Source organism: Rhizobium sp. 01L419 (assembly GCF_056400025.1).
Map to the genome: position 1 here is coordinate 23,450 of NZ_JBFTSM010000004.1, position 21,735 is coordinate 45,184.

The following is a 21,735-nucleotide window of genomic DNA, read 5'->3' on the forward strand; positions in this document are numbered from 1 at the left end:
TCAGTCCGCGTATTCGCCGGCAGCTTCGATGATGGGCTTCCAGCGGGCGATTTCACTCTCGAGCTTCGCCTTCAGCGCCGCCGGGGTCGCATCAGCATCCGACGAGGGAGCGGTGCCAAGCTCGGCGAAGCGGGCGGCAACATTCTGGTCCTTCAGCGCAATCTGCAGCGACTTCGACAGGCGCTCGTTGATTTCGGCCGGCGTGCCCTTCGGCGTGTAGATGCCGTGCCAGATACCGACTTCGAAGCCCGGCAGGCCGGCTTCGACCGCCGTCGGAATGTCCTTGAGCACATCGAGGCGGGCCGACGATGTCACGGCATAGGCCTTGATCGTACCGCCCTTGATCTGCTTTGTCGTATTGGTCGTCTGGTCGCACATAATATCGACCTGGCCGCCGAGAAGGTCGGTCATGGCCGGGCCGGTTCCCTTGTAGGGAACGGTCGTCAGCGGCGTCTGGATAGCGCTCATGAACATCATGCCGCAAAGGTGGGATGCGGCGCCGATACCGGCATTGGCGACGGTAACCTTGTCCTTGTTCGCCTTCACATATTCGACCAGGCCCTTGAGATCGGTCGGCTCAAAATCCTTGCGGGCAACGATCGTCATCGGAACATCGGTGACGAGACCGACATAATCGAAGGCGTTCAGTGTGTCATAGGCGAGCTTGCGGTAAAGCGTGGCGCTGGTCGCCATGCCGATATGATGCAGCAGGATCGTATAGCCATCCGGATCGGCATCCGCGACGCGGCCGGCGCCGAGCGTGCCGCCGGCACCGCCGACATTTTCGACTACGATCTGCTGGCCGAGGTCCTTCGACATGGATTCAGCGACGAGGCGCGCAACGGTATCGGTCGGGCCGCCGGCGGCGAAAGGCACGACCATGGTAATGGTGCGCTCGAGATAGGTCTGCGCCGAAGCGGCATTGGCGAGAAGCGAAACGGCAGCGGCGGCGGTCACGCCGAGCATGGCCTTCAGGATTTTCATCGTTTTCCTCCCTGATGAAAATGGATCGTTCTCCGGCGCATCCTCCGCACCGGTTCGGATGGCTCATTTGCAGGCCAGGGACTGACAGCCGCAATCGCGATCAGAGGAGAGGAATGACGCTTTTGCGACAGTGCGCCGCAGCATGGGTCGATTTGGAAACAAATGGTTAAAGTGATGGGTGGAAATCCACCCATCACTTGACCTTCACCGGTTGGGTGTAAGGACGACTTCGCCCGTTTCCAGCAGCGATTTGAGATTGGAGAGAATTTGTGGCCATCCGCCGGAGATCGCGCCGATGAACTTGGAACTTTCTACCGGTATCGAATGCGTCAGCGTCAGCCTGACCGCCTCGCCGATCGGCTCAAGCTCTATCACACATCGAGAAAACCCTTCCGCCTTGAGCTCCGGCCTGAACTCATTATGCCACTTCAGCACAAGGCGCTTGGGTGGGTCGAATTCAAGGATTTCGCCGGTATCGGTGACGGTTCCGTCGGAATAGCACATCTGCCAGGCAGAACCGACTTTCCAATCGGTTTCGAACTGCACGCCAAGCCAGAATTTCTTCATGAATTCCGATGTCGTGAGTGCCGACCAGAGCTGCTCCGGTGTGGTGCGGATATAGGTGACGTAATTGAATGCGCTGCCAGCCATGATGATACTCCCTTTGGCCGAGGCTTGTTCACACCCTCGCCGGCAGGTGGGACGATTCATTCGTCTTTGCTGCCCTCGAGGCTCTTCTTGAGATCGGAGAGCGCCTCTAATGCACGGCGCTCGAACTTGCTGATCCACCGGTCCGCGATCTCGTTGATCGGAACCGGATTGATGTAATGCAGCTTTTCGCGCCCTTGCCGGCGCGTGGAGACGAGGTTCGCTTCTTCGAGAATGCCGAGATGCTTCGCCACCGCCTGACGCGTCATCTCCAGCCCTTCACCCAATTCGCCGAGCGTCTGGCCGTTTCGTGCATGCAGGCGATCCAGAAGCCGTCGCCGGCTGCCGTCCGCTAAAGCTCGAAAAACCGCGTCTTCATCCACGTCGATACGGAACCATTTGGTTGCCTATTGTAATATTTATAGGCAACCAAATGGTTGCATGTCAAGGCATGAATCGAAAGTAGCCTGAAAACGGGCAATCACACTCCAGGACTGGGAATTGGATCAGGACTCGCGGCGCATCTCGCCGGCCATCTCATTGGCCAGCAGTTTCTTGTCGAGACCGTATCTCTGCATCTTCTCGTAAAGCGTCTTGCGCGAAATGCCGAGCGATTCGTAGACCGGCTTCAGGCTGCCTCCATGAGCGACAAGCGCACTGGCGATCACGCCACGTTCGAATTCCGCGACGCGCTCGGCAAGCCCCGCAGCCTCGGCCTGCCGGCCGCCGCCATCGAGACCGAGCACGAAGCGGTCGGCTGCGTTGCGCAATTCGCGGACATTGCCTGGCCAGTCGCGCTGCCCAATGTCGGAAATCACATCCGGCGGCACAATCATCTCGTCCTTGCCATAACGCGCGGCCGCTTCCCGCACCAACTGCAGGAAGAGCAACGGAATATCAGCCCGGCGCTGCGACAACGACGGCACATGAAGGGTCGCGACATTCAGCCGGTAGAACAGGTCAGCGCGGAAGCGGCCCGCAGCGACTTCTGCTTCAAGATCAACTTTGCTCGTCGCGATAAAACGTACGTCAAGCGGCACGGTCTCGTTCGAGCCAAGCCGGGAAATCGTTCTTTCCTGCAGCACTCGCAGGAATTTCGCCTGCAGGTCGACGGGCATGGAGCCGATCTCGTCAAGCAGGATCGTACCGCCACGTCCGTGCTCGAACTTGCCGTAGCGCGGCCGCACTGCTCCCGGAAAGGCACCGGCTTCATGCCCGAAAAGCTCGCTCTCGATCAGGTTTGCCGGCAGCGCCGCACAATTGATGGCAATGAAGGGCCGGCTCGCCCGCGCGCTGATATCATGCAGCGCCCGCGCCACCACCTCCTTGCCGGCCCCGGTGTCGCCGACAACAAGCGTATCGGCATCGCTCGCCCCGATCGCGCGGATACGATAGCGCAGATCGACCATGATCTGCGTGCGCCCCGGCAGCCGTGCCTCGATATCGTCTCGCTTACCGGCGACCGCCTTCAGCAGTCGGTTTTCCAGCACGAGGCTGCGCCGCTCCATCGCGCGGCGGATGACGCCGGCGAGCATTTGCGGAGTAAACGGCTTTTCGATGAAGTCATAAGCGCCCTCGCGCATCGCCTTGACGGCAAGCTGCACATCGCCATGACCGGTGACGAGAATGACCGGGACCTCGGTATCGAGTTCGCGGATTTTCTGCATCAGCGTCATGCCGTCCATACCGGGCATGCGGATATCAGTAACGACGACACCCGGAAAACTGTAGCCGATCAGTTCCAGCACATGATCGGCATTGGAAAAGGTCTCGACGCTGAAGCCGGACAGTTCCAGCGCCTGCGCCGTCGAACGGCGCAGTTCCTCCTCGTCGTCGACGAGCAATATTTTCTGTTCGTTCATTCCGCCGCCTCCGGCATCATGCCTGCCGCGGCCGAAAGCTCGATACGGAACACGGCCCCGCCCTCCGGATGATTGGACACAGACAGGCTGCCGCCGAAATCCTTGATGATGTTGTAGGATATGGAAAGCCCGAGACCGAGGCCCTTGCCGACGCCCTTGGTGGTGAAGAAGGGATCGAAGATGCGCTCGGCAATCGCCGCCGGCACACCAGGCCCATGATCGCGCACGGTCAGAACCACCTTGCCTGCCTCTTCGGACGCCGAAACCTCGATACGCCTGTCCACCAGCCCTTCGACAGCATCGGCAGCATTCGAGATGACATTGACCAGCACCTGCTGCAGCCGCACCGAACCGGCCTTCACCACCGGCGGCCGCGGCCCGAGATGGAGCCAGAGATCGGCATCTGCGGCTTTCAACCGCCAGGCGATGATTTCCAGCGTATCGCGGATCGCCTCGTCGAGCGGCACCGGACCGAGCTTCTCATTGGGCTTACGTGCGAAATTACGCAAATGTCGGCTGATCGAAGCCATGCGGTCGATCAACCCGCCGATGCGCTGGATATTATCTTGCGCTTCCGCCGTACGGCCGCGCTCGAGTAACACGGCGGCGCTGTCGGTATAGGTCTTGGCGGCGGCAAGCGGCTGATTGAACTCATGCGAAAGTGCCGCCGACATCTGCCCCAACCCAGCAAGCTTGCCGGCCTGGATGAGATCGGCCTGAGTCTGGCGCAGTTGCTGCTCCGTCAGACGCCGCTCGGCGATCTCCTCCTCGATGCGGCTGTTGACGCGTCCAAGGTCGGCCGTGCGCTCCTCGACACGCCGCTCCAGCTCGTTCCGTGCCTCGGCCTGCAATTGCAGGCGCTCGGCAAGCCGCATGCGCCGCTGCCGCAGAACGGCGAATGTCAGCGCAGCAATGCACAGAACAAGGAAAACCACGACCAGCGCAGTGCTAGCTTGCGTTCGGATGGAACTTGTGTCCATCAGCACGTGCACCGTCCAGTCTTCAGCTGGCATGTAATGCGAGAGAACGAGATATTCGCTCTGACCACGATCGCCGGCGAGCGTCATCAGGTCATGATCCTCGAAGCGATGACGGATGACCGGCAGTTCGACGAGCTTCGCATTGGCATAGCGCCGCGATGCCTCGGTGCGCGCCAAGCGATCCGAACTCAGCGGCAGGATGCCCCCATAGAGCCAGTCCGGACTGTCTGACATGAAGATGATGCCCTCGGGGTCGGAGACGAAGATGCGGTACTCGCCGCCGCTCCAGGAGGATTCGATCACATCGATATCCACCTTGAAGACAATGACGCCGCGGATTTCTCCTTCCACCCGGATCGGCGAAGAGAAATAATAGCCGCGCTTCAGCGAGGTCGTGCCGAGCGCATAGAAGCGTGCATGATGCCCGCCGATCGCCTCCTGGAAATACGGTCGATAGCTGAAATTTTCGCCGACGAAGCTGCCTGGGCCGTCATAATTGCTGGCGGCAATCGTCTCGCCGTCCGGCAGCACGACGTAAATGTCGGAGGATTTCAGAAGCCCGTTGATTTCCTTGAGGTAAAGATTGGCGCTATCCCGCAGCGACCGATCGTCCGGCCGGGTCACCAGATCCTTGATATCGTCGTGATCGGCAATCAGTGCCGGCAGGGCTTCGTAGCGGCTGAGATGGCCACTCAGGGCCGAGACGGCAAGTCGCAGTGCGGTGCCGGCCTGCGCCGAAGCCTCGCCCATATAGGCGCGCGTGGCGACCGCACTCCCGTAATAGAAGAAAGCGAAAACCAATAAGGGTGCGGCGCAGAACGCCGCAATGATGCGATAGCGCGCAGACAGAGCCCGCTCCTCCCTTTCCGCCTCCGCTCCCCGTGGAGGCTAACCCGACGGATCCAAGTGTAATGAGCACGGTGCAGATTTCCAAGAGGTGCTGAAACTTGACACCTGTCGGGCGCGGATGTCTGATTGCTGCACCGTCAGGAGACCGCCATGAGCGACGAACAGATCCCCGAAGACAGCAAGCTCACAACATCCAAACGCCGCTGGGCCGCGGAGGGAAAATTTCTGACCGGCCGCATCAGCCGCGAGGAAACCGAACGCCTGCCACCGGGCCAGCACCTGGTCAAGAACTGGCCGGTCCTCGATCTCGGCCAGCAGCCGATCATTTCCACCGATAGCTGGCGACTGGAGGTTCACGGTCTGGTCGAGACGCCACTCGATCTCAATTGGGCCGCCTTCCAGACGCTGGAACAGAGCATCATGGTCAGCGACATCCATTGTGTCACGACATGGTCGCGCTACGACAACAAGTGGAAAGGTGTTTCGACCCGCGACCTGCTCGATCTCGCCATGCCGAAAGCGGAAGCCGGTTACGTCATGCTGACAAGCTATGACGGTTATACCACCAATCTGCCGCTGTCCGATTTCGCCGCCGAGGATGCCATTCTCGCCACCTCGTGGGAGGGTCAGCCGCTCACCCGCGATCACGGTGGGCCGATGCGTCTGGTCGTGCCACACCTGTATTTCTGGAAGAGCGCCAAATGGCTGCGGCGCATTGATCTGATGCCGGCAGACAAGGCCGGCTTCTGGGAAAAGAACGGCTACCATATGTATGGTGATCCGTGGCGCGAGCAGCGCTATTCGGACGACTAAATCCGAAGAAACCGCCTGACGGCAAAGAATCCCGCCGCAAGAATCGCCGCAAATCCGGTAAGCGAAGCCATGCTCGCCGGATGCAGGGGAATCTCGCTCCAGCGCGGCCGCACGATATCAGCGGTGTTGAACCCCTCGCCGCTGAACCGGCAGGTCACAAACGAGAGCCCGCGCGCGACCATATCGACATCGACAGCAGATGCGATTTCACCAGCCGCCACGGCCTCTTGCGGCATGTCGCGCATGGCAAGCAGCAGAGCCTTGGTCCCCGCGAGATAGGCATGGGCGCATTCATTGAACGGGCTTTTCTCATCCGTCACGCTCCCCGGTATCCGGCCCCAGAGACAGTAGGAATATTGTATTTCGGCATAGTTCAGCACACGCCGGAAGGGCTCGTTTGTATCAACCGCGCTTGCGGCGAGATCCATGATACGACCGCGATAGTCGGCAATCACAGCCATTTCCCCGTGAGATATTTCGGGCACCGGCAGGCCTGCACTGCTGCCCTCGCCCCCGCCGCCTCCATGCGCGGATGCGCTACCCGCGATCAGCAGAGCAAGGCCGAAATAAAGGAGATTGAATCCGTTTTTCACAATACGTCCAACGTCCCGACGCAGCAGCCCAAGAGCCGACAGGCTTCGCGAGGAAGAGGGAGCGGCAAGCCCCCTCTCCCGCTCCTTATCGATAGGCCGGGCGCAACCCGCCCTTCGCCCCGAGGCGCTTCTCCGCCAGCGCGCCGAAAGCAAGACCGAGCACCGACCAGAGGATCATATGCATGCCGAGCGTGGTCGTGCGGAAGCGCCATAGCACCATCGCCGAGAAATTCTCCGGCACTTCATTGATCGGAGGCAGCAGATATTCCACCAGACCGATGAAGACGACGAAGAGAACACCCGCAACGATCGCCGCGTTCCATAAGCCGTAGCGCGCTGCCAGGCTGCGGGCAATTGCGACGGCCGCGATCAGCGAAGCAATCGAGACGACAATCATCAGGAAGAACAGCTCTGTGCGCACGCCGATCGTATCCGAGTTTCCGACAGCCGGCGGATTGGCCGGATATTTGATGGCCGGAACGATCACGATGGCGACGAAAGCGGCGACCGCGATAACGGCCGAGGTGCCGCGTGCCGAGAGGCTGCTGAAGCGGCCATGCACGAAGGCAAAGACAAGCGCAAACAGCCCGCCAATGGCAACGCTATAGGCAATGACGCCGATAAAGAGCCCAGGCCCCGCCTGGGTTGCACGGCTGACGATTTCAGGCTCGGCGACCTCGCCGGCAGCCTGCGCCGCCGCCTCCTCGAAGGCAATGGCCACATCGACGAGCGGTTCGCCGAAGAAGCGCGCAAAGGCAAAAACCAGGATGCCTGCAATCAAGCCCGCGATCATGCCGCGAAGCAGAAGATTTCCAACCATGTGAGACACTCCCCTAAAGCACGTCGCACAAAGCGTTCAGCGGTTTTGCGATGACGACATGCAAAAACAAAAACAAAAACGTGTCGAGCGGATCTGGAAGATCGCGGAGCGCTTTAGTGGCAGGGGAAGCCGAGAAGGTGGCGGGCGTCATGCACGAATTCGTGCACATACATACCGTTGAAGAGCGCCATCGCGCCTTCTTCGGTGCCGACGAAATAGATGGCGAAAAGCATCAGCAGGCCGCCGAAGATCGCCCAGGGCAGGATCTGGCCAAGCGGGATCGGTGCGGGTGCCGCGACGGGCGCGAAAGTGGTGTCAGACATTTATTCCTCCGGGAATGACGCGTTCAGTCGAAGATCTTGTGTGCAGTAGGGTCTGACTTCCAACGCGAAGAATTTCGACACGCTGGTCACAGTGGCGCGACCGCGCCGGACTTTCACCGGCTTCCAAACCCGCAACGTCACGGTTATATCTGTTCGTCAAAGATACTGTCAACGAAACTTAATATGCGGGCGGCCACCATCCCGCCCTATCTCCGGAGGGCGCCGAGTAACGTGACTACCCGCCTCACATGGATCTGCCACGGCGCGACGGCGGCAAATCGCACCGCCTCTTTTCCGGCGGACGAACCGCTGGAGGAGAAGGCGCTGAGCGAAGGCGCGCTGCCGGCGCCAGGACGGGCGGACAGGGCTTTCACGAGCCCGGCGCTGCGTGCCCGGCAGACTGCCGAGATGCTGGGGTTCGACGCGACCCTTGCTCCCTCGCTGCGGGATTGCGACTACGGCCGCTGGGCCGGCAAGCCGCTGATGAACCTTCACTCCGAAGAGCCGGAAAATCTTGCTCTCTGGATGTCCGATCCCGAAGCCGCCCCGCATGAGGGCGAGAGCCTGCAACAGCTTTGCAAACGCATTGCCGGCTGGATGAACGAGGAAATGCCCCTGGGCGGCCATGTCGTAGCAGTCAGCCACGCAGCCGTCATCCGCGCCGCGATCCTGGATGTGCTGAAAGCGCCACCCGCTTCCTTCTGGACCATCGATGTCCAGCCGCTCGGCATGGTACGCATGACCCATGACGGCCGCCGCTGGTCGCTGCGTTTCTGAATAATCCTCGTAAATTAGGCCAGCCTTACACAAGCAAACGCAGTCATACATATTGAACCCGGAATCCCGGGCTCTACGTCCTTCCCCGAGGAGACGCAAAATGACCTATGACTGGAGTGGGGAACGCACGCGGCGTCTGCGCATCGTGCGTGTCGCAACTGTTGTCGCTGTTCTTGTCGGCGTGATGATCGGCCTGCCATTGCTGATCAACGTCGCTTGAAAAGTCAGAGCACGTCAAAGGCGAGCGCGCTACGGCCGCTCGCCTTTCTCTTTGCAGATTATTGTGGAATCTGGATGACAGCAAAGAACAGGCCTAGCTGGCGGATCGCGTGGGCAAAGTTCTCGTAGTCGACCGGCTTGGTGATGTAGACGTTGGCGCCGAGGTCATAGCAGCGCTGGATTTCGCGCTCGTCGTCGGTCGTCGTCAGGATCACCACCGGCAGGCGCTTGGTGTGTTCGTTGCCCTTGATCTTCTCCAGAATATCGATGCCCGACATATCCGGCAGGTTCAGGTCCAGCAGCACCAGAAGATAACGGTCGCGGCTCACTTCACCGCTGCGGTCCGTGCCCAGAATGAAGTCGAGCGCGCTGGTGCCGTTGGTGAAAGGCACGATTTCGTTATTGACGCCGGCACGGCGTACATTCTTCTCGATGAGGCGGGCATGCCCCTCATCGTCCTCGATCATGACGATGGTGACTTCCTTGCCGGTCGCTATCATGTCTCTGCCTTTATAATCGTGCTGAGGTCCGCAGGCAGCGTCAGCGTGAACGTGCTGCCGACGCCTTCGGCCGAATCGACCGTAACATCGCCGCCCAAATTTCGTATTAACGAGCGCACATAGGCAAGGCCGATACCCTCGCCCGGCTGGTCCTGCGTGCCGGCGCGCCGGAAAAGCTCGAAAACGCGCTCCATATCCGCCTTGCCGATACCGCGGCCGTTGTCCTTGATGTCGATCTGGATACGCCCTTTTCCGGCAGGTACGGCCTTTACGTGCAGATCGAGCGGCCGGCTGGGTGATCGATATTTCACGGCATTGTCAAAGAGATTACCGAAAATCTGGTCAAGCGAGAAGCGGTCCGTCACGAGCGACGGCACGCGCACGTCGATTTCCACCGTGCCTTCGGATGCTGCAATCTGGTGCTGGACATTCTCAGCCGCCGTTTCCACCACCGCCTTGAGATCGATCCGCTCCGGAGCAAGCTTGCGTCGGCCGTCGCGCGAAATCTTCAGGATGGCGTTGATCAGCGAATCCATTTTTCGCGTGGAGGAACGAATGAAATTCATCGCTTCCGGCAGGTCTTCCTCCACCGCAAGCCGTGCCTCCCTGATTTCCTCTTCGCTCGGCTGTTTGTTGTCTGCAAGCACGTAGCTGTTTACCGCCTTCAGGCTGGTCTCCAGTTCGCTGAGAAAACCCATGATGTTGACAAGCGGCGCGCGAAGATCGTGGGTGACGATATAGGCGAAGCGCTGGATCTCCTGGTTGGCCCGCATCAGGTCTTCAGTGCGTTCGGTAACGCGCTCTTCGAGGCCGAAATTGAGCACTTCTAGCTCCTTCTGCGCCCGCGAGAGCTCCCGCACATGCTGGAAGATGATGAGGATGGCGCCGCCTATGACGATGACCATGGCGATGGCGCCGCCCACGGTGACCCATTGCAGATTGTCGGCTGCATCCAGTTGTTGGATCACGATGATACGAAGGCGATCGTCTGTCGAGGCGATGAGGCCGCCCAGCGTCGTCCGCACTGCCGCCATTGCCGCATTGCCGGTATCGCTGCGGACAATGGCAAGGGCGTCTGCCATCTGCCCCTGGGAGGCAAGCGTAATTGTCGATGACAACTCCTTGAGCTTGCTGTCGATTGCCTTATCCAGCGCCCTCAGGCTTTCGCTATTTTTAGGAAGATCGCTCGTTGCATCCAGCAACCCCTGGCGCCGCGCCGGCAGGTCCTGGATGGCGGTGTTGTACGGATCGAGATACTTCCGGTCGAGAGTCAGTAGAAAACCCCGCTGGCCCGTCTCTGCGTCCTGCAGCGTCGACAGCAGGTCGGCTGCAGCGCTGCGCACGCGGCGTATCTGCGCCACCTCATCGGAATAGAGGCTGTTTTCCCGCACCAGCCAAAGCGATGCCCCGACGATTGCCGTCAGGATCAGCACGCCGAGCGCCAGCATGATCAGCGCGGAACGCACGAAGGAAGCATTTGAGGAGGGCATGAAAAACGATCTCTGAACAGCGGTTAAAGCACCAGTGACGGAAAAACGCCCTGCGATCAAGCCGATGATCGCAGGGCGCTTTCAGGCATAGCGGCCGTGAAAGGGGATCAGTGTTTGCGGCCCTTTGGTATTGCGGTGTAGGTAATCGAGACCGGATCGCTGGCGGGGAAAGTGCCTTCCAGTCCCTCGTCCAGTTGTTCTTCCATCGCCTCCTCGTCACCTCGCGAACGAGCATTCCGCAACCCCGTTGGTTGCTCGTTATCATCCTCGCGGATTGGCGCCGTGGCGAAGCGGCTCATCACTTCCCTCGCCTTTTCCACCGCGTTCAGCCGGTTCAATTGCTGACCGCGATCGTTCTTGATCTGCACGGAGACGACTTCGCCACCGTCGCCCACAAACTCGACCGTAAAACCGCCTTTAGCGCCATAGGCGGGAATGACCTGGGTGCCGACAAGTTGCATGAGATTGTCCTCTGTCGTGAATGGTCTCGGAAAACGGCTTGAGCGCAGCATTGGTTCCGATTTAGGACGGCCGGATGTAATCTACTTTCAGCTCCAGCCGCAGCCGCACGATCGGAGAGCGGTCCCCGTTCTGCACTTCTATGCCCAGCGATCCGCCCGGCTGTTGCGGCAAACCGTCGAGCGCCATTTCGGCCAGTACATGCTTTGCCTCTTCCACGGCGGCGAAAAGGTCGGGAAATTCGAACGGCAGATCGCCCGGAGCCGTGCCGTCATTGTCTATGGTCTTGAAATAGAAGAGAGACATCTGCCCTGCACCCGTTGCGAAAGCATAAAGCGGAAAGCGGCCAAAGGTTTCAAATCGCCGGTAAAATTCGGTGCTCCGTACGCTATGAAAATGCTGCGCAGCACGAAAGGGGTAGGCGTAGCGATGAAAGTGCTAACGAATGCGTGGCATTGTCTCCAACAATTCGCCTTCAGGTTTCAATAAACATTTCAGACTTTCATGATATTTCCGCCCCGGGTGGAGATGGAGAAGCTGATGCCGGAATTCTTCAGGAGCAGGGCGGGAAGGCAATGTCTGACGATCATGGCGCTCGGTGCAGCGATCTGGATTTCAGGCGCCCTGCTGGATGTCGATAGCTGGCTCGTTTCCTTCATGAGCAACTTCGAGAATTACGGCGCCGATAAATTCGTGCTGGCCCTCGGCATCGCCGGCGCGATGAGTTTCATTTATTCCGTGTTGCGCATTGCCGACCTTCGCAAGGAGATGCAACTTCGCGACGCCGCCCAGGCGCGCGCCGACTGGACCGCCACCCACGATCATCTGACCAAGCTTCCGAACCGCTACGCTTTCGAACGCAAAATCCTGCCCAAGCCCGCCGATAAGGAAGGCAATATTCCCGAAGAAGTCAGGAGCAACGTCACGATCTTCTCCGTCGATCTCGACGGCTTCAAGAAAGTCAACGACCTCGTTGGCCACAAGGGCGGCGACGTTCTGCTGGTGGAAGTGGCCAAGCGCATCTGCGCGCTGGGCAATGCCGATTGCGTCTACCGTTTCGGCGGAGATGAATTCATCATCATCGCCCTCGGTATGACCGCGGCGCGGGAGGAATGGTTTGCCAAGGTGCTCATCCAGGCGGTCACGCGCCCCATACTGATCGACGGCTTTGCCGTCGAGGTCGGCGCAAGCGTGGGTTACGGCCGCTGGAGCGAAGGCGCCGAGCCGTTGGAGGATGCCGCTCACCGCGCCGACCTTGCCATGTACGAGGCGAAATCGCGCGGTCCCAATCATCAACTGACCTTCGAACCGTCGATGCAGAACAAGGTAACGGAACGCGCATCACTGGAGACCAAGCTGCGCGGCGCCATTCAGAAGAAGGCGATCAAAACCTATTACCAGCCGCTGATTGATCTCAGAAGCGGCAGGCTCTGCGGCTTCGAGGCGCTTGCTCGCTGGACCGACGACGACGGCACGAACATCCCTCCCCCGGTTTTCATCAGCATTGCCGAAGAAACCGGCATGATCACCGAACTGTTCGAAAATCTGCTCACCCAGGCATGTTACGATGCGCTGGCCTGGCCGGATCATGTCAGGCTTTCCTTCAACGTGTCGCCGGTGCAGATGGAAGACAGGCTGCTTGCTTCCCGCATCCTTAAAGTGCTGACCGCAAGCCGTCTGCCGGCAAAGCGGCTGGAAGTGGAAATCACAGAAAACGCGCTGATCCAGGACCCGGCGATCGCCGCCCATATTCTCGATGAGTTGCATGAGGCCGGCATACAGATTGCACTCGATGATTTCGGCACGGGCTATTCGAGCCTCGCTCAGCTCGCCCGCTACCGTTTCGACAAGATCAAGATCGACAAGAGTTTCATCGCCACCTGCCGGGAGGACGAGAAGCAGGAAAAAATCGTCCGCGCCATGCTCGCTCTCGGCAGAAGCCTCAATATCAAGACGACGGCAGAAGGCGTCGAGGAGCACGCCCAGCTGGCCTATCTGCTGCAGCTCGGCTGCGACATCGGCCAGGGCTATCTCTTCGGCAAGGCGATGCCCGCCGCAGAGGCGGACATCTTCGCCGAAAGTCAAAATGCCAATCTGGCCTCCACGGCCTGAATAGAGCAATTCCAATAAAAGGGTGAACCGGCTTGCGTCCGGGACTGCGTAAAAACAAAGAGGTAGAGCATTCCCGTGTTTCGAAGAAAAACGGAAATGCTTTACACTAGAAGACTTGCCGCAGGATCACGAACAGCAGGAAGGCGATCGCGATCGAGGCCGGCAGCGTCAGCACCCAGGCCATGAGCATGTTGCGCACGGTGGACCATTGCAGGCCCGATCCGTTCGCTGCCATCGTGCCAGCCACACCGGATGACAGCACATGCGTGGTCGAAACCGGCAGGCCGAGATGGTCTGCCGAGGCGATCGTCACCATGGCGACGACTTCCGCGGCAGCGCCCTGTCCGTAGGTCAGGTGCGTCTTGCCGATCTTCTCACCGACAGTCACGACGATGCGCTTCCAGCCAACCATGGTGCCGAGACCAAGCGCCAGCGCGACGGCGACCTTCACCCACAACGGAATGAACTTCGTGGCGTTGTCCACCGCCGCATGATAGCCGGTGACGGCCTTGAGATCGCTGGCATCCATCGGCAGCAGCTTCTGCTTGTCGATGAGCTTGAGCGCCTCGCCGATCAGGTAGATATCGTTGCGGACGTTACTGACAAGATTGGTCGGAACGGCCTCCAGCGTCGGAAAAGCCGCGACTTCAGTGCTCGTCTGGTGGATATACTGCTGCAACGCCGGCGTGGTCGCATCCGTCCAGACCTTGTTCTTGACGGCATTGCTGACTTCCGCCTTGTAGTCGCTGACGGTGATACCCGGCTTCACATATTTGCCGAGCGCGGTTTCCACCTGTGCCGAAGCCGACTTGTAGGCTTCGAGGTAGTTGACATCAGGTGTGCGGTTCAGCGCGAAGGCGGTCGGCACCAGACCGATCAGGATCAGCATGATGAGACCCATGCCCTTCTGGCCGTCGTTCGAACCGTGGGCGAAGCTGACGCCCGTGCAGGTAAAGATTAGGATGGCGCGGATCCACAACGGCGGCGGCTGGTTGCCCTTCGGCTCCTGGTAGAGCTCGGGTTTGCGTACCAGGAACTTCATAACGACGAGCAGGATGGCGGAAAGGCCGAAACCGATGATTGGCGAGATCAAGAGCGACAGGCCGATGTTGGTTGCCTGCGACCAGTCCACACCGCTGGTGGCTGAACCTGCCGGCGCCAGGAACTGGTTGGCGAGGCCAACACCGATGATCGAGCCGACCAGCGTATGCGAGCTCGATGACGGCAGACCAAGATACCAGGTACCAAGGTTCCAGACGATCGCTGCGATCAAAAGAGCGAAGACCATGGCGAGGCCCGACCCAGAGCCGACCTGTAGGATGAGCTCGACCGGCAACAAGGCCAGGATGCCGAAGGCGACGGCGCCCGTCGACGTCAAGACGCCGAGAAAATTGAAGAAGCCTGACCAGATGACGGCAAATTCCGCCGGCATGGAGCGCGTGTAGATAACGGTCGCCACGGCATTGGCCGTATCATGGAAACCGTTGACGAACTCGAAGCCGAGCGCGATCAGCAGCGCAAGGCCGAGAAGCAGCCAGGGAACGGCAACTGCAGCAGTCAAATCACGGGCGAGGGCATAGCCGACATATCCAAGACCGCAGACCACAACGAGCCCGAACACCGGCAAGAACCATTTGCCGGCGGAGTTCGAATGATGCAGCGGATGGGAAGCGTCGCTATGGCTGGGGGCAATGTCGGCCATGGCATAGTTCCTTGTTCCATTTGCAAATTGCCGTTTGTTAATAAATCCCTAGCGTGAAGCTCTCATGACGCGGCCATTCGCGAGCCATGCCGGAACCGGGACCGAAATCAGCAACCAAAAATTGCCTGCCGGGATTCAAGAGACTTCCCACCCGGCACGATGACGCTAAGTTCGTCATCGTCACGCTGCCAGGGAGCATCAAGTAAAATGCCGTCGACCGACCTTCTCCTGACCTTCAATGCCGGCTCGTCGACGGTAAAGATCGGAATCTTCGCAATCGAGGATGCAAAGGTGCGCCGCATCGGCAAGGGCGTGATCGACTTCCGCGCCGAACCGCTCGCCTTCAAACTGACGGAAGGTCCGCAAACGTTCGATACGCCGCTGAAGGCCGGGCTTACCGACGATCTGCACGCGGTCATCGACGAAACGTTCAAACTTCTCTCGGAGCACTTCGATATCGAGACCGTCCGCGCTGCCGGCCACCGCGTCGTCCATGGAGGCGACCGTTTTACCGCGGCAACTACGCTCGATGATGTCGCAATCGCGGCGATCGACGCGCTCACGCCGCTCGCACCCCTTCATCAGCCGCAGGCGCTTCGATTCATCCGTGCCCTGAAACACCTGAAGCCACAGCTTGCCCAGACCGCTTCCTTCGATACCGCCTTTCACGCCACACAGGCCGATCTCGTCCGCCGCTTCGCCATCCCCCGCGCACTTCATGACGAGGGCATCAAGCGCTACGGCTTTCATGGCCTTTCCTACAAATTCATCGCCGGCGAGGTGAACCGCAGGCTGTCGAATAAAGCGAAAATCGTCGCCGCCCATCTCGGTAGCGGCGCAAGCCTCTGCGCTCTGGAAAACGGCATCAGTCGCGATTGCAGCATGGGCTTTTCCACGCTTGACGGCATTCCCATGGCAACAAGGCCCGGCTGGCTCGATCCCGGCGTGATCCTGCATCTGCTGCAGCAAAAGAAGCAGTCCGCCAATCAGGTGGAAGATCTACTCTACCATCGCTCCGGCCTGCTTGGCGTCTCCGGCATCAATGCCGATACCCGCGATCTTCTTGAGGATAGCCGCGCAGAAGCCCAAGAGGCGCTCGACCTCTTTGCACTGCGCATTGCTGGCGAGATCGGCCGGATGTCGGTGACGCTCGGCGGGCTCGACGCCGTCGTCTTCACCGCCGGCATCGGCGAGCACCAGCCGCAGATTCGCTCGGCAGTCATTCAACGCCTGGGCTGGCTCGGCCTTGCCGTTGACGAAAAAGCAAATGCTGCCAACGGCTTCACGATCACGACACCTTCAAGCCGCATAACGGCGCATGTCATTGCCACGGACGAGGAACAGATCATCGCGCAGGAGACGTTCACCATTCTTCGCTCGGGCTGATCCAGATCAAATGCATGCCGGCGCCATCAGCTAGAATTGACGTTGAACAAGTTTAAACGGGAGAAATCCATGGAAAAGCATGTCTCGACTCCAGCAGTTCTTTCCGACGCGGAACTCGCGCTCATCGACCGTTATTGGCGGGCAGCCAATTATCTCTCGGTCGGACAGATCTATCTCCTGTCCAATCCCCTCCTGCGCCAGCCGTTGAAACCCGAACATATCAAGCCTCGCCTGCTCGGCCATTGGGGCACGACACCCGGCCTCAACTTCATCTATGCGCATCTGAACCGCGTCATCCGTACCCGCGATCTCGACATCATCTATATGTGCGGTCCCGGCCATGGCGGACCGGGCATGGTCGCCAATACCTACCTCGAAGGCATCTACAGCGAGATCTATCCCGACATCGCCGAGACCGAAGACGGCATGCGCAAGCTCTTCCGCCAGTTCTCCTTCCCCGGCGGCATCCCGAGCCATGCAGCACCGGAAACCCCCGGCTCCATCCACGAAGGCGGTGAACTCGGCTATGCGCTCGTCCATGCCTATGGCGCAGCGTTCGACAATCCTGATCTGATCGTTGCCTGTGTGATCGGCGACGGCGAAGCCGAAACCGGTCCGTTGGCTGCGAGCTGGCATTCCAACAAGTTCCTGAACCCCGCCCGCGACGGCGCCGTGCTGCCGATCCTGCATCTCAACGGCTACAAGATTGCCAATCCAACCATTCTCGGCCGGACGAGCGACGAAGATCTGACGCATTTGTTCGAAGGCTATGGTTATGAGCCCTTCTTCGTTGAAGGCCACGAGCCGGCAAAGATGCATCAGCAAATGGCGGCCGCCTTCGACAAGATCTTTGACCGCATTCGGGCAATACAGAAGGAGGCACGCGACGGCACAGCGCCGCAGGCCTGCCCGCGCTGGCCGATGATCGTGCTGCGCAGCCCCAAGGGCTGGACTGGCCCGAAGGAAGTGGATGGCAAGAAGGTCGAAGGTTTCTGGCGCGCCCATCAGGTGCCGGTTTCCAATTGCCGGGAGAACGACGGACACCGGAAAATCCTCGAAGACTGGATGCGCGGTTACGATCCCGAAGACCTTTTCGATGCCTCGGGCACGCTGAAGCCGGAACTACAGGCGCTGGCCCCCTCAGGCAAACGCCGTATGGGTGCCAATCCGCATGCCAATGGCGGTCTGCTGCGCAAGGAGCTGATCGCGCCCGATATCCGCACCTATGAGGTAAAGGTAGAAAAACGGGGGGCGGAGATGGTGCAATCCACCGAAATCCTCGGCCATTACCTGCGCGACACGATGAAGCTCAATGAAGCCAACGCGAACTTTCGTATTTTCGGCCCCGACGAAACGGAATCAAACCGTCTCGGCAGCGTCTTTGAAGTCACCGATCGCGTCTGGATGGAGAAGATCGAACCCTACGATGTGGGCCTCGCCAGCGACGGCCGCGTCATGGAAGTACTGAGCGAACATCTTTGCCAGGGATGGCTGGAAGGCTACCTGCTGACCGGCCGGCACGGCCTGTTTTCATGCTACGAGGCCTTCATTCACATCATCGATTCCATGTTCAACCAGCATGCCAAGTGGCTGAAGGTCACCCGCGAACTGGAGTGGCGGAAGCCGATATCGTCCCTGAACTATCTCCTGACCTCGCATGTCTGGCGCCAGGACCATAATGGCTTCTCGCATCAGGACCCCGGTTTCGTCGATCTCGTCGCCAACAAGAAGGCCGATATCGTCCGAATCTACCTGCCGCCGGATGCCAATACCCTGCTTTGGGTCGGCGATCATTGCCTGAGGACCTACGACCGCATCAACGTCATCGTCGCCGGCAAACAGCCGGAGCCGCAATGGCTGACGATGGACGAGGCGGTGAAACATTGCGAGATCGGTATCGGCATCTGGAACTGGGCAAGCCATGAGGACGATACGGTCGCTCCCGATATCGTCATGGCCTGCGCCGGCGACGTGCCGACCATGGAAACGCTCGCCGCCGTCGACCTGCTGCATCGGCATATTCCGGAGCTGAAGATCCGCACCGTCAACGTGGTCGATCTGCTTGCCCTGCAATCGCAGGATCAGCACCCGCATGGCCTGACGGACGAGGCCTTCGACGCGATCTTCACGCCGGACAGGCCAGTCATCTTCGCCTATCACGGCTATCCTTACCTCATCCACCGGCTGACCTATAAGCGCACCAATCACCGCAACATCCATGTGCGCGGCTTCATCGAAGAGGGCACGACCACCACGCCCTTCGACATGACGGTACTCAACGAACTCGACCGCTTCCACCTCGCCATCGAGGCGATCGAGCGCGTTCCGGGCCTGAAGGAGAAAGTACCTGAAGTGCTGGAGAGCCTGACGGCAAAGCTGGTCGAGCATCACGCCTATGTCCGAGAATATGGCGAGGACATGCCAGATGTGCGCAACTGGAAATGGCCAGCAGGCTGAACGGTGTTCGCATCGTATGAAAAGGGCCGCGCGGTCACGCGCGGCCCTTCCCCAGCCGTGATGCTAGATTACACCCTCACTGTCCGTTCTGCGTACCGCTTGGCGTAGTCACGCCTGTTGGGCCGCCGCCGCTTCCGTCGGGTGTCGGATCTCGGTCGGTTGCTTCCGGCGGTTTGATGGAGCCGGTTGCCGGATTATTGTCGAATGTGCCCTGACCGGAAGGCTGGACATTGATCGCGTCAGGCTTTGTGGATGCAGTCGAAGCCGGATCTGTCGTCGTGCTCGGCCAGATGGCAAAGCTCGCCGCGGCGATCAGGATGACCAGGATACCGGCTGCAAGTACACCCCAGAGCGAGACGCTGCGCCGCTCATCGGCCAGGACCTTCTCGTCTTCATAGGATGCCTGCCCGAGCGGCATACCGGTGTTCTCATCCACGATCGGGGTCTTCTTGTCGTCACCATATTGGGTCATCGCATGATCCTCCAATCTGTGCGGGAGAAACTAAATCGGCGGGAAGATGTTCCATCGAACCGCTTTTCTGGATCCACGCGGGCAGCGACCAGGGCCTGTGTGGTTGACTATGCCGCACTTCCCGACGATTATCCATGACACCAAATCAGGAGTGATCCATGGCATTCGACGGCCGCCTGCTTTCCGGTGTCAGCACGCTTGCCGCGGTCATCGAAAGCGGCAGTTTCGTCAAAGCTGCCGATGCGCTCGGCCTCTCAGCCTCTGGCATCAGTCGCGCTATATCGAGGCTGGAGGCGCGCGTCGGCGTCCGCCTGCTCGACCGCACCACGCGCTCACTGCAGCTGACGGATGAGGGAGCCCGCTTCTATGCGCAGGTCGCTCCCCATCTTGATGGCATCGAAGAAGCCGCCACGCTTGCATCAGGTGCGTCTCTGACCGTGCGCGGCCGCCTGCGCGTCGATGTCGATCCGATCTTTTCTCGCATGGTGCTGGCGCCGCATCTGAAGCAGTTCATCACCCGCTATCCGGCGCTGAAACTCGAATTGATAACCCGCGATCTCATGAGCGATCTCGTCGCCGACGGCATTGATATCGCCATTCGCTTCGGCCAGCAGCCAAGCTCCTCGCGCATCGCCCGCAAGCTGATGGAAACCCGCGTTCTGACGGTCGCGACACCTGCCTATCTCGCTGAGCACGGTACGCCAAAGATGCCTGCCGAGATCACCGACCACTCCTGCATCCAATTCCGCGATCCGCTGACAGGCCGGACTTTCGAATGGGAACTGCACAGAGGCAAGAAGATCGTGCCGCTCGACGCCCATGGTCCGCTTCTGATGAGCGACCCCGGCACCATGCTCGATGCTTGCCTTGCCGGCGCCGGCATCGCCCAGGTGCTTGCGCTGAGCGTCAAGGACCTGCTTGCCGATGGACGCCTTGTGGAACTCTACCCCGACTGGCCGGGCGAAACCTTCCCGCTCTATGCCATCCACCCCTCCCGGCATCACGTACCGGCCAAGGTCAACGCCTTTATCCAATTCTGCAACGAACTTGTCAGCGACTGAAGCATGTCGCCCAAAAGTGCGCAGCGGTTTTGCGATTACGAGATGCGGAAACAAGGATTTAAAGCGTGGGAAGTGAATCTGAAGTGAGACGCTTTCGACACCGATCTTCGAAAGTTGGTGACAACCTTCCGGAACATGTTCCGGACCTGCCGGAACATGGGTTATGAAATTCCGCAACTGGAAAACACCGCCGAGGAAAACCATGAAGGGTTTCGCCGCCAGCCTCACTTCCTCGCGCCTGGAGGAAATGCTCGCCTTCTACATGACGCCGGAGGCAGGCAGCCGTGACGAGGCCGACGACAGCCGCGAAGAAAGCGGAGCGGTGTCCATCAAGACGGCAGATCACGCCGGCGAGCGCACGGCATCCCTCGCCGCACTGAGCGAAAGCTAAGCTGTTACTTTACCACCAGGACCGGAATACCGGCCTCGGAAAGTACCTCGGACGTCTGGCTGCCAAGCATCAGTCGCGAGATCCCACGGCGGCCATGCGAAGAAATCACGATCAGGCCGCAACCTTGCTCTGCCGCCGTTTCCAGAATGGCCGCGGCCGGCGAGAGATGCACCTTGCTGACGAAGTCGGCAACGACACCGGCGCGCTTCGCCTTTTCCGCGATGATCTGCTCCAGATCCTCGATCTCCTTCCGCCGGCCTTCGTTATAACTGTCCATCGCTTCCGCCTGCACGATCCCCTGAAGCGCAAAACCGGTCAGCGGCACGATGACGCTCACGACTGTCACGGGAAGTTTGAGCGCCTTGGCAAGCGCCAGACCATGGTCGACGCCCCGAGCGGCAAGTTCCGAACCGTCGGTGGGCAGCAATATGCGATTGTACATGGGAGATCCGTTCTGCTGGCGAAATTAAAATGAGGAAGGAATTCACCAGCAATCGTAATCCCGCGCCTTGACGCAGGTCAATCTCAGGTGAAGTCGACGCCACTCTTCAGTTCCAGAGGAAATCTTCGCTTTCAATGCGGGAGGCAAGCTTGAGCGTCCCGTCAGGCTGAACAACATACCGTTCGAACTGCCGATAGCCGAATTCGCCAAGGAACGTGTGCTTTATCACAGTGCCGGGCCTATAGGGCGAATGGATAACCTTGCCGCCATAAGTCAGGCTACCCGGTATGGGCTGGTCTTCTGTCGCTGTCGTGCTGCAGCCGGCTGCCAGGAGGAGAAGTATTGCGACAACAGCATATTTCATCGTGAATCCCCGGTGACGATGCGTCCAGTCA

General features: G+C 59.8%; 23 protein-coding genes. 7 read left to right on the forward strand and 16 right to left on the reverse strand.

Translation table 11 applies throughout. The annotated features are described in order from the left end of the window. The 5 genes from AC1DUP_RS10095 to AC1DUP_RS10115 all read right to left on the reverse strand — a co-directional run bounded on the left by AC1DUP_RS10095 (position 1) and on the right by AC1DUP_RS10115 (position 5,275). Positions 1-984, reverse strand: coding sequence for a tripartite tricarboxylate transporter substrate-binding protein (locus AC1DUP_RS10095; protein ID WP_477832582.1), 984 nt, complete (start codon positions 982-984; stop codon positions 1-3). A gap of 204 nt (positions 985-1,188) precedes the next feature. Continuing rightward, positions 1,189-1,635 carry an SRPBCC family protein gene (locus AC1DUP_RS10100; protein ID WP_477832583.1) on the reverse strand — a complete coding sequence of 149 codons (447 nt, stop codon included), beginning with the start codon at positions 1,633-1,635 and terminating at the stop codon, positions 1,189-1,191. Positions 1,636-1,691: 56 nt separating this feature from the next. After that, positions 1,692-2,015, reverse strand: coding sequence for a metalloregulator ArsR/SmtB family transcription factor (locus tag AC1DUP_RS10105; RefSeq protein WP_113508523.1), 324 nt, complete (start codon positions 2,013-2,015; stop codon positions 1,692-1,694). Between the two features lie 123 nt (positions 2,016-2,138). Next, on the reverse strand, positions 2,139-3,494 hold the full coding sequence (locus AC1DUP_RS10110; protein ID WP_477832584.1) for a sigma-54-dependent transcriptional regulator: 1,356 nt from the start codon (positions 3,492-3,494) through the stop codon (positions 2,139-2,141). Further along, positions 3,491-5,275: a sensor histidine kinase gene (locus AC1DUP_RS10115; RefSeq protein ID WP_477832585.1), complete on the reverse strand. Its 1,785-nt coding sequence runs from the start codon at positions 5,273-5,275 to the stop codon at positions 3,491-3,493. The genes AC1DUP_RS10110 and AC1DUP_RS10115 overlap by 4 nt, the downstream gene beginning before the upstream one ends. Before the next feature lie 198 nt (positions 5,276-5,473). Here AC1DUP_RS10115 and AC1DUP_RS10120 point away from each other — a divergent pair, with 198 nt between their 5' ends. Then, positions 5,474-6,136, forward strand: coding sequence for a sulfite oxidase-like oxidoreductase (locus AC1DUP_RS10120; protein ID WP_477832586.1), 663 nt, complete (start codon positions 5,474-5,476; stop codon positions 6,134-6,136). Here AC1DUP_RS10120 and AC1DUP_RS10125 read toward each other — a convergent pair. From AC1DUP_RS10125 to AC1DUP_RS10135, 3 genes are all read right to left on the reverse strand, one after another. Beyond that, positions 6,133-6,729, reverse strand: a complete 597-nt coding sequence (locus tag AC1DUP_RS10125) for a hypothetical protein (protein ID WP_477832587.1) — start codon at positions 6,727-6,729, stop codon at positions 6,133-6,135. The genes AC1DUP_RS10120 and AC1DUP_RS10125 overlap by 4 nt on opposite strands. A gap of 85 nt (positions 6,730-6,814) precedes the next feature. Then, entirely contained in the window at positions 6,815-7,549 is a 735-nt protein-coding gene (locus tag AC1DUP_RS10130; RefSeq protein WP_477832588.1) for a CbtA family protein, read from the reverse strand. Positions 7,550-7,662: 113 nt separating this feature from the next. Beyond that, complete coding sequence (locus AC1DUP_RS10135; protein WP_113508366.1) at positions 7,663-7,872, reverse strand: CbtB domain-containing protein; 210 nt, start codon at positions 7,870-7,872, stop codon at positions 7,663-7,665. Between the two features lie 231 nt (positions 7,873-8,103). Between AC1DUP_RS10135 and AC1DUP_RS10140 the strand changes: the two genes are divergently transcribed. After that, positions 8,104-8,649 (forward strand): histidine phosphatase family protein, encoded by a 546-nt coding sequence (locus AC1DUP_RS10140; protein ID WP_113309421.1) that lies wholly within the window; start codon positions 8,104-8,106, stop codon positions 8,647-8,649. A 278-nt stretch (positions 8,650-8,927) separates the two neighbouring features. On the opposite strand, the gene AC1DUP_RS10145 is transcribed toward AC1DUP_RS10140, so the two are convergent. The 4 genes from AC1DUP_RS10145 to AC1DUP_RS10160 form a co-directional block, all read right to left on the reverse strand. Then, on the reverse strand, positions 8,928-9,368 hold the full coding sequence (locus AC1DUP_RS10145; RefSeq protein WP_113295423.1) for a response regulator: 441 nt from the start codon (positions 9,366-9,368) through the stop codon (positions 8,928-8,930). Beyond that, positions 9,365-10,858, reverse strand: a complete 1,494-nt coding sequence (locus tag AC1DUP_RS10150) for a sensor histidine kinase (protein ID WP_477832589.1) — start codon at positions 10,856-10,858, stop codon at positions 9,365-9,367. The genes AC1DUP_RS10145 and AC1DUP_RS10150 overlap by 4 nt, the downstream gene beginning before the upstream one ends. Before the next feature lie 107 nt (positions 10,859-10,965). Further along, positions 10,966-11,319 (reverse strand): hypothetical protein, encoded by a 354-nt coding sequence (locus AC1DUP_RS10155; RefSeq protein ID WP_477832590.1) that lies wholly within the window; start codon positions 11,317-11,319, stop codon positions 10,966-10,968. 61 nt (positions 11,320-11,380) lie between these two features. Continuing rightward, positions 11,381-11,623: a DUF6894 family protein gene (locus AC1DUP_RS10160; protein WP_113295422.1), complete on the reverse strand. Its 243-nt coding sequence runs from the start codon at positions 11,621-11,623 to the stop codon at positions 11,381-11,383. Positions 11,624-11,857: 234 nt separating this feature from the next. Between AC1DUP_RS10160 and AC1DUP_RS10165 the strand changes: the two genes are divergently transcribed. Beyond that, a complete protein-coding gene (locus AC1DUP_RS10165) occupies positions 11,858-13,429 on the forward strand; it encodes a putative bifunctional diguanylate cyclase/phosphodiesterase (protein WP_477832591.1) in 1,572 nt (523 codons plus the stop codon). Between the two features lie 106 nt (positions 13,430-13,535). On the opposite strand, the gene AC1DUP_RS10170 is transcribed toward AC1DUP_RS10165, so the two are convergent. Then, on the reverse strand, positions 13,536-15,131 hold the full coding sequence (locus AC1DUP_RS10170; protein ID WP_477832592.1) for an inorganic phosphate transporter: 1,596 nt from the start codon (positions 15,129-15,131) through the stop codon (positions 13,536-13,538). Between the two features lie 207 nt (positions 15,132-15,338). On the opposite strand from AC1DUP_RS10170, the gene AC1DUP_RS10175 reads away from it, so the two are divergent. Both AC1DUP_RS10175 and AC1DUP_RS10180 read left to right on the forward strand, forming a co-directional pair. Continuing rightward, positions 15,339-16,517 carry an acetate/propionate family kinase gene (locus tag AC1DUP_RS10175; protein ID WP_477832593.1) on the forward strand — a complete coding sequence of 393 codons (1,179 nt, stop codon included), beginning with the start codon at positions 15,339-15,341 and terminating at the stop codon, positions 16,515-16,517. Positions 16,518-16,586: 69 nt separating this feature from the next. Next, the gene (locus AC1DUP_RS10180; RefSeq protein WP_477832594.1) at positions 16,587-18,974 is read left to right on the forward strand and encodes a phosphoketolase family protein; all 2,388 of its coding nucleotides are present in this window, start codon (positions 16,587-16,589) and stop codon (positions 18,972-18,974) included. A gap of 76 nt (positions 18,975-19,050) precedes the next feature. On the opposite strand, the gene AC1DUP_RS10185 is transcribed toward AC1DUP_RS10180, so the two are convergent. Continuing rightward, complete coding sequence (locus AC1DUP_RS10185; RefSeq protein WP_477832595.1) at positions 19,051-19,446, reverse strand: hypothetical protein; 396 nt, start codon at positions 19,444-19,446, stop codon at positions 19,051-19,053. 158 nt (positions 19,447-19,604) lie between these two features. On the opposite strand from AC1DUP_RS10185, the gene AC1DUP_RS10190 reads away from it, so the two are divergent. Beyond that, positions 19,605-20,507, forward strand: a complete 903-nt coding sequence (locus tag AC1DUP_RS10190; RefSeq protein ID WP_477832596.1) for a LysR family transcriptional regulator — start codon at positions 19,605-19,607, stop codon at positions 20,505-20,507. Between the two features lie 202 nt (positions 20,508-20,709). Then, entirely contained in the window at positions 20,710-20,898 is a 189-nt protein-coding gene (locus AC1DUP_RS10195; RefSeq protein WP_162747018.1) for a hypothetical protein, read from the forward strand. 4 nt (positions 20,899-20,902) lie between these two features. Here the strand turns inward: AC1DUP_RS10195 and AC1DUP_RS10200 are convergent, their stop codons facing one another. Next, on the reverse strand, positions 20,903-21,340 hold the full coding sequence (locus AC1DUP_RS10200; protein WP_113295415.1) for a universal stress protein: 438 nt from the start codon (positions 21,338-21,340) through the stop codon (positions 20,903-20,905). A 106-nt stretch (positions 21,341-21,446) separates the two neighbouring features. Then, complete coding sequence (locus AC1DUP_RS10205) at positions 21,447-21,704, reverse strand: hypothetical protein (RefSeq protein WP_113295414.1); 258 nt, start codon at positions 21,702-21,704, stop codon at positions 21,447-21,449. Positions 21,705-21,735: the final 31 nt, after the last annotated feature.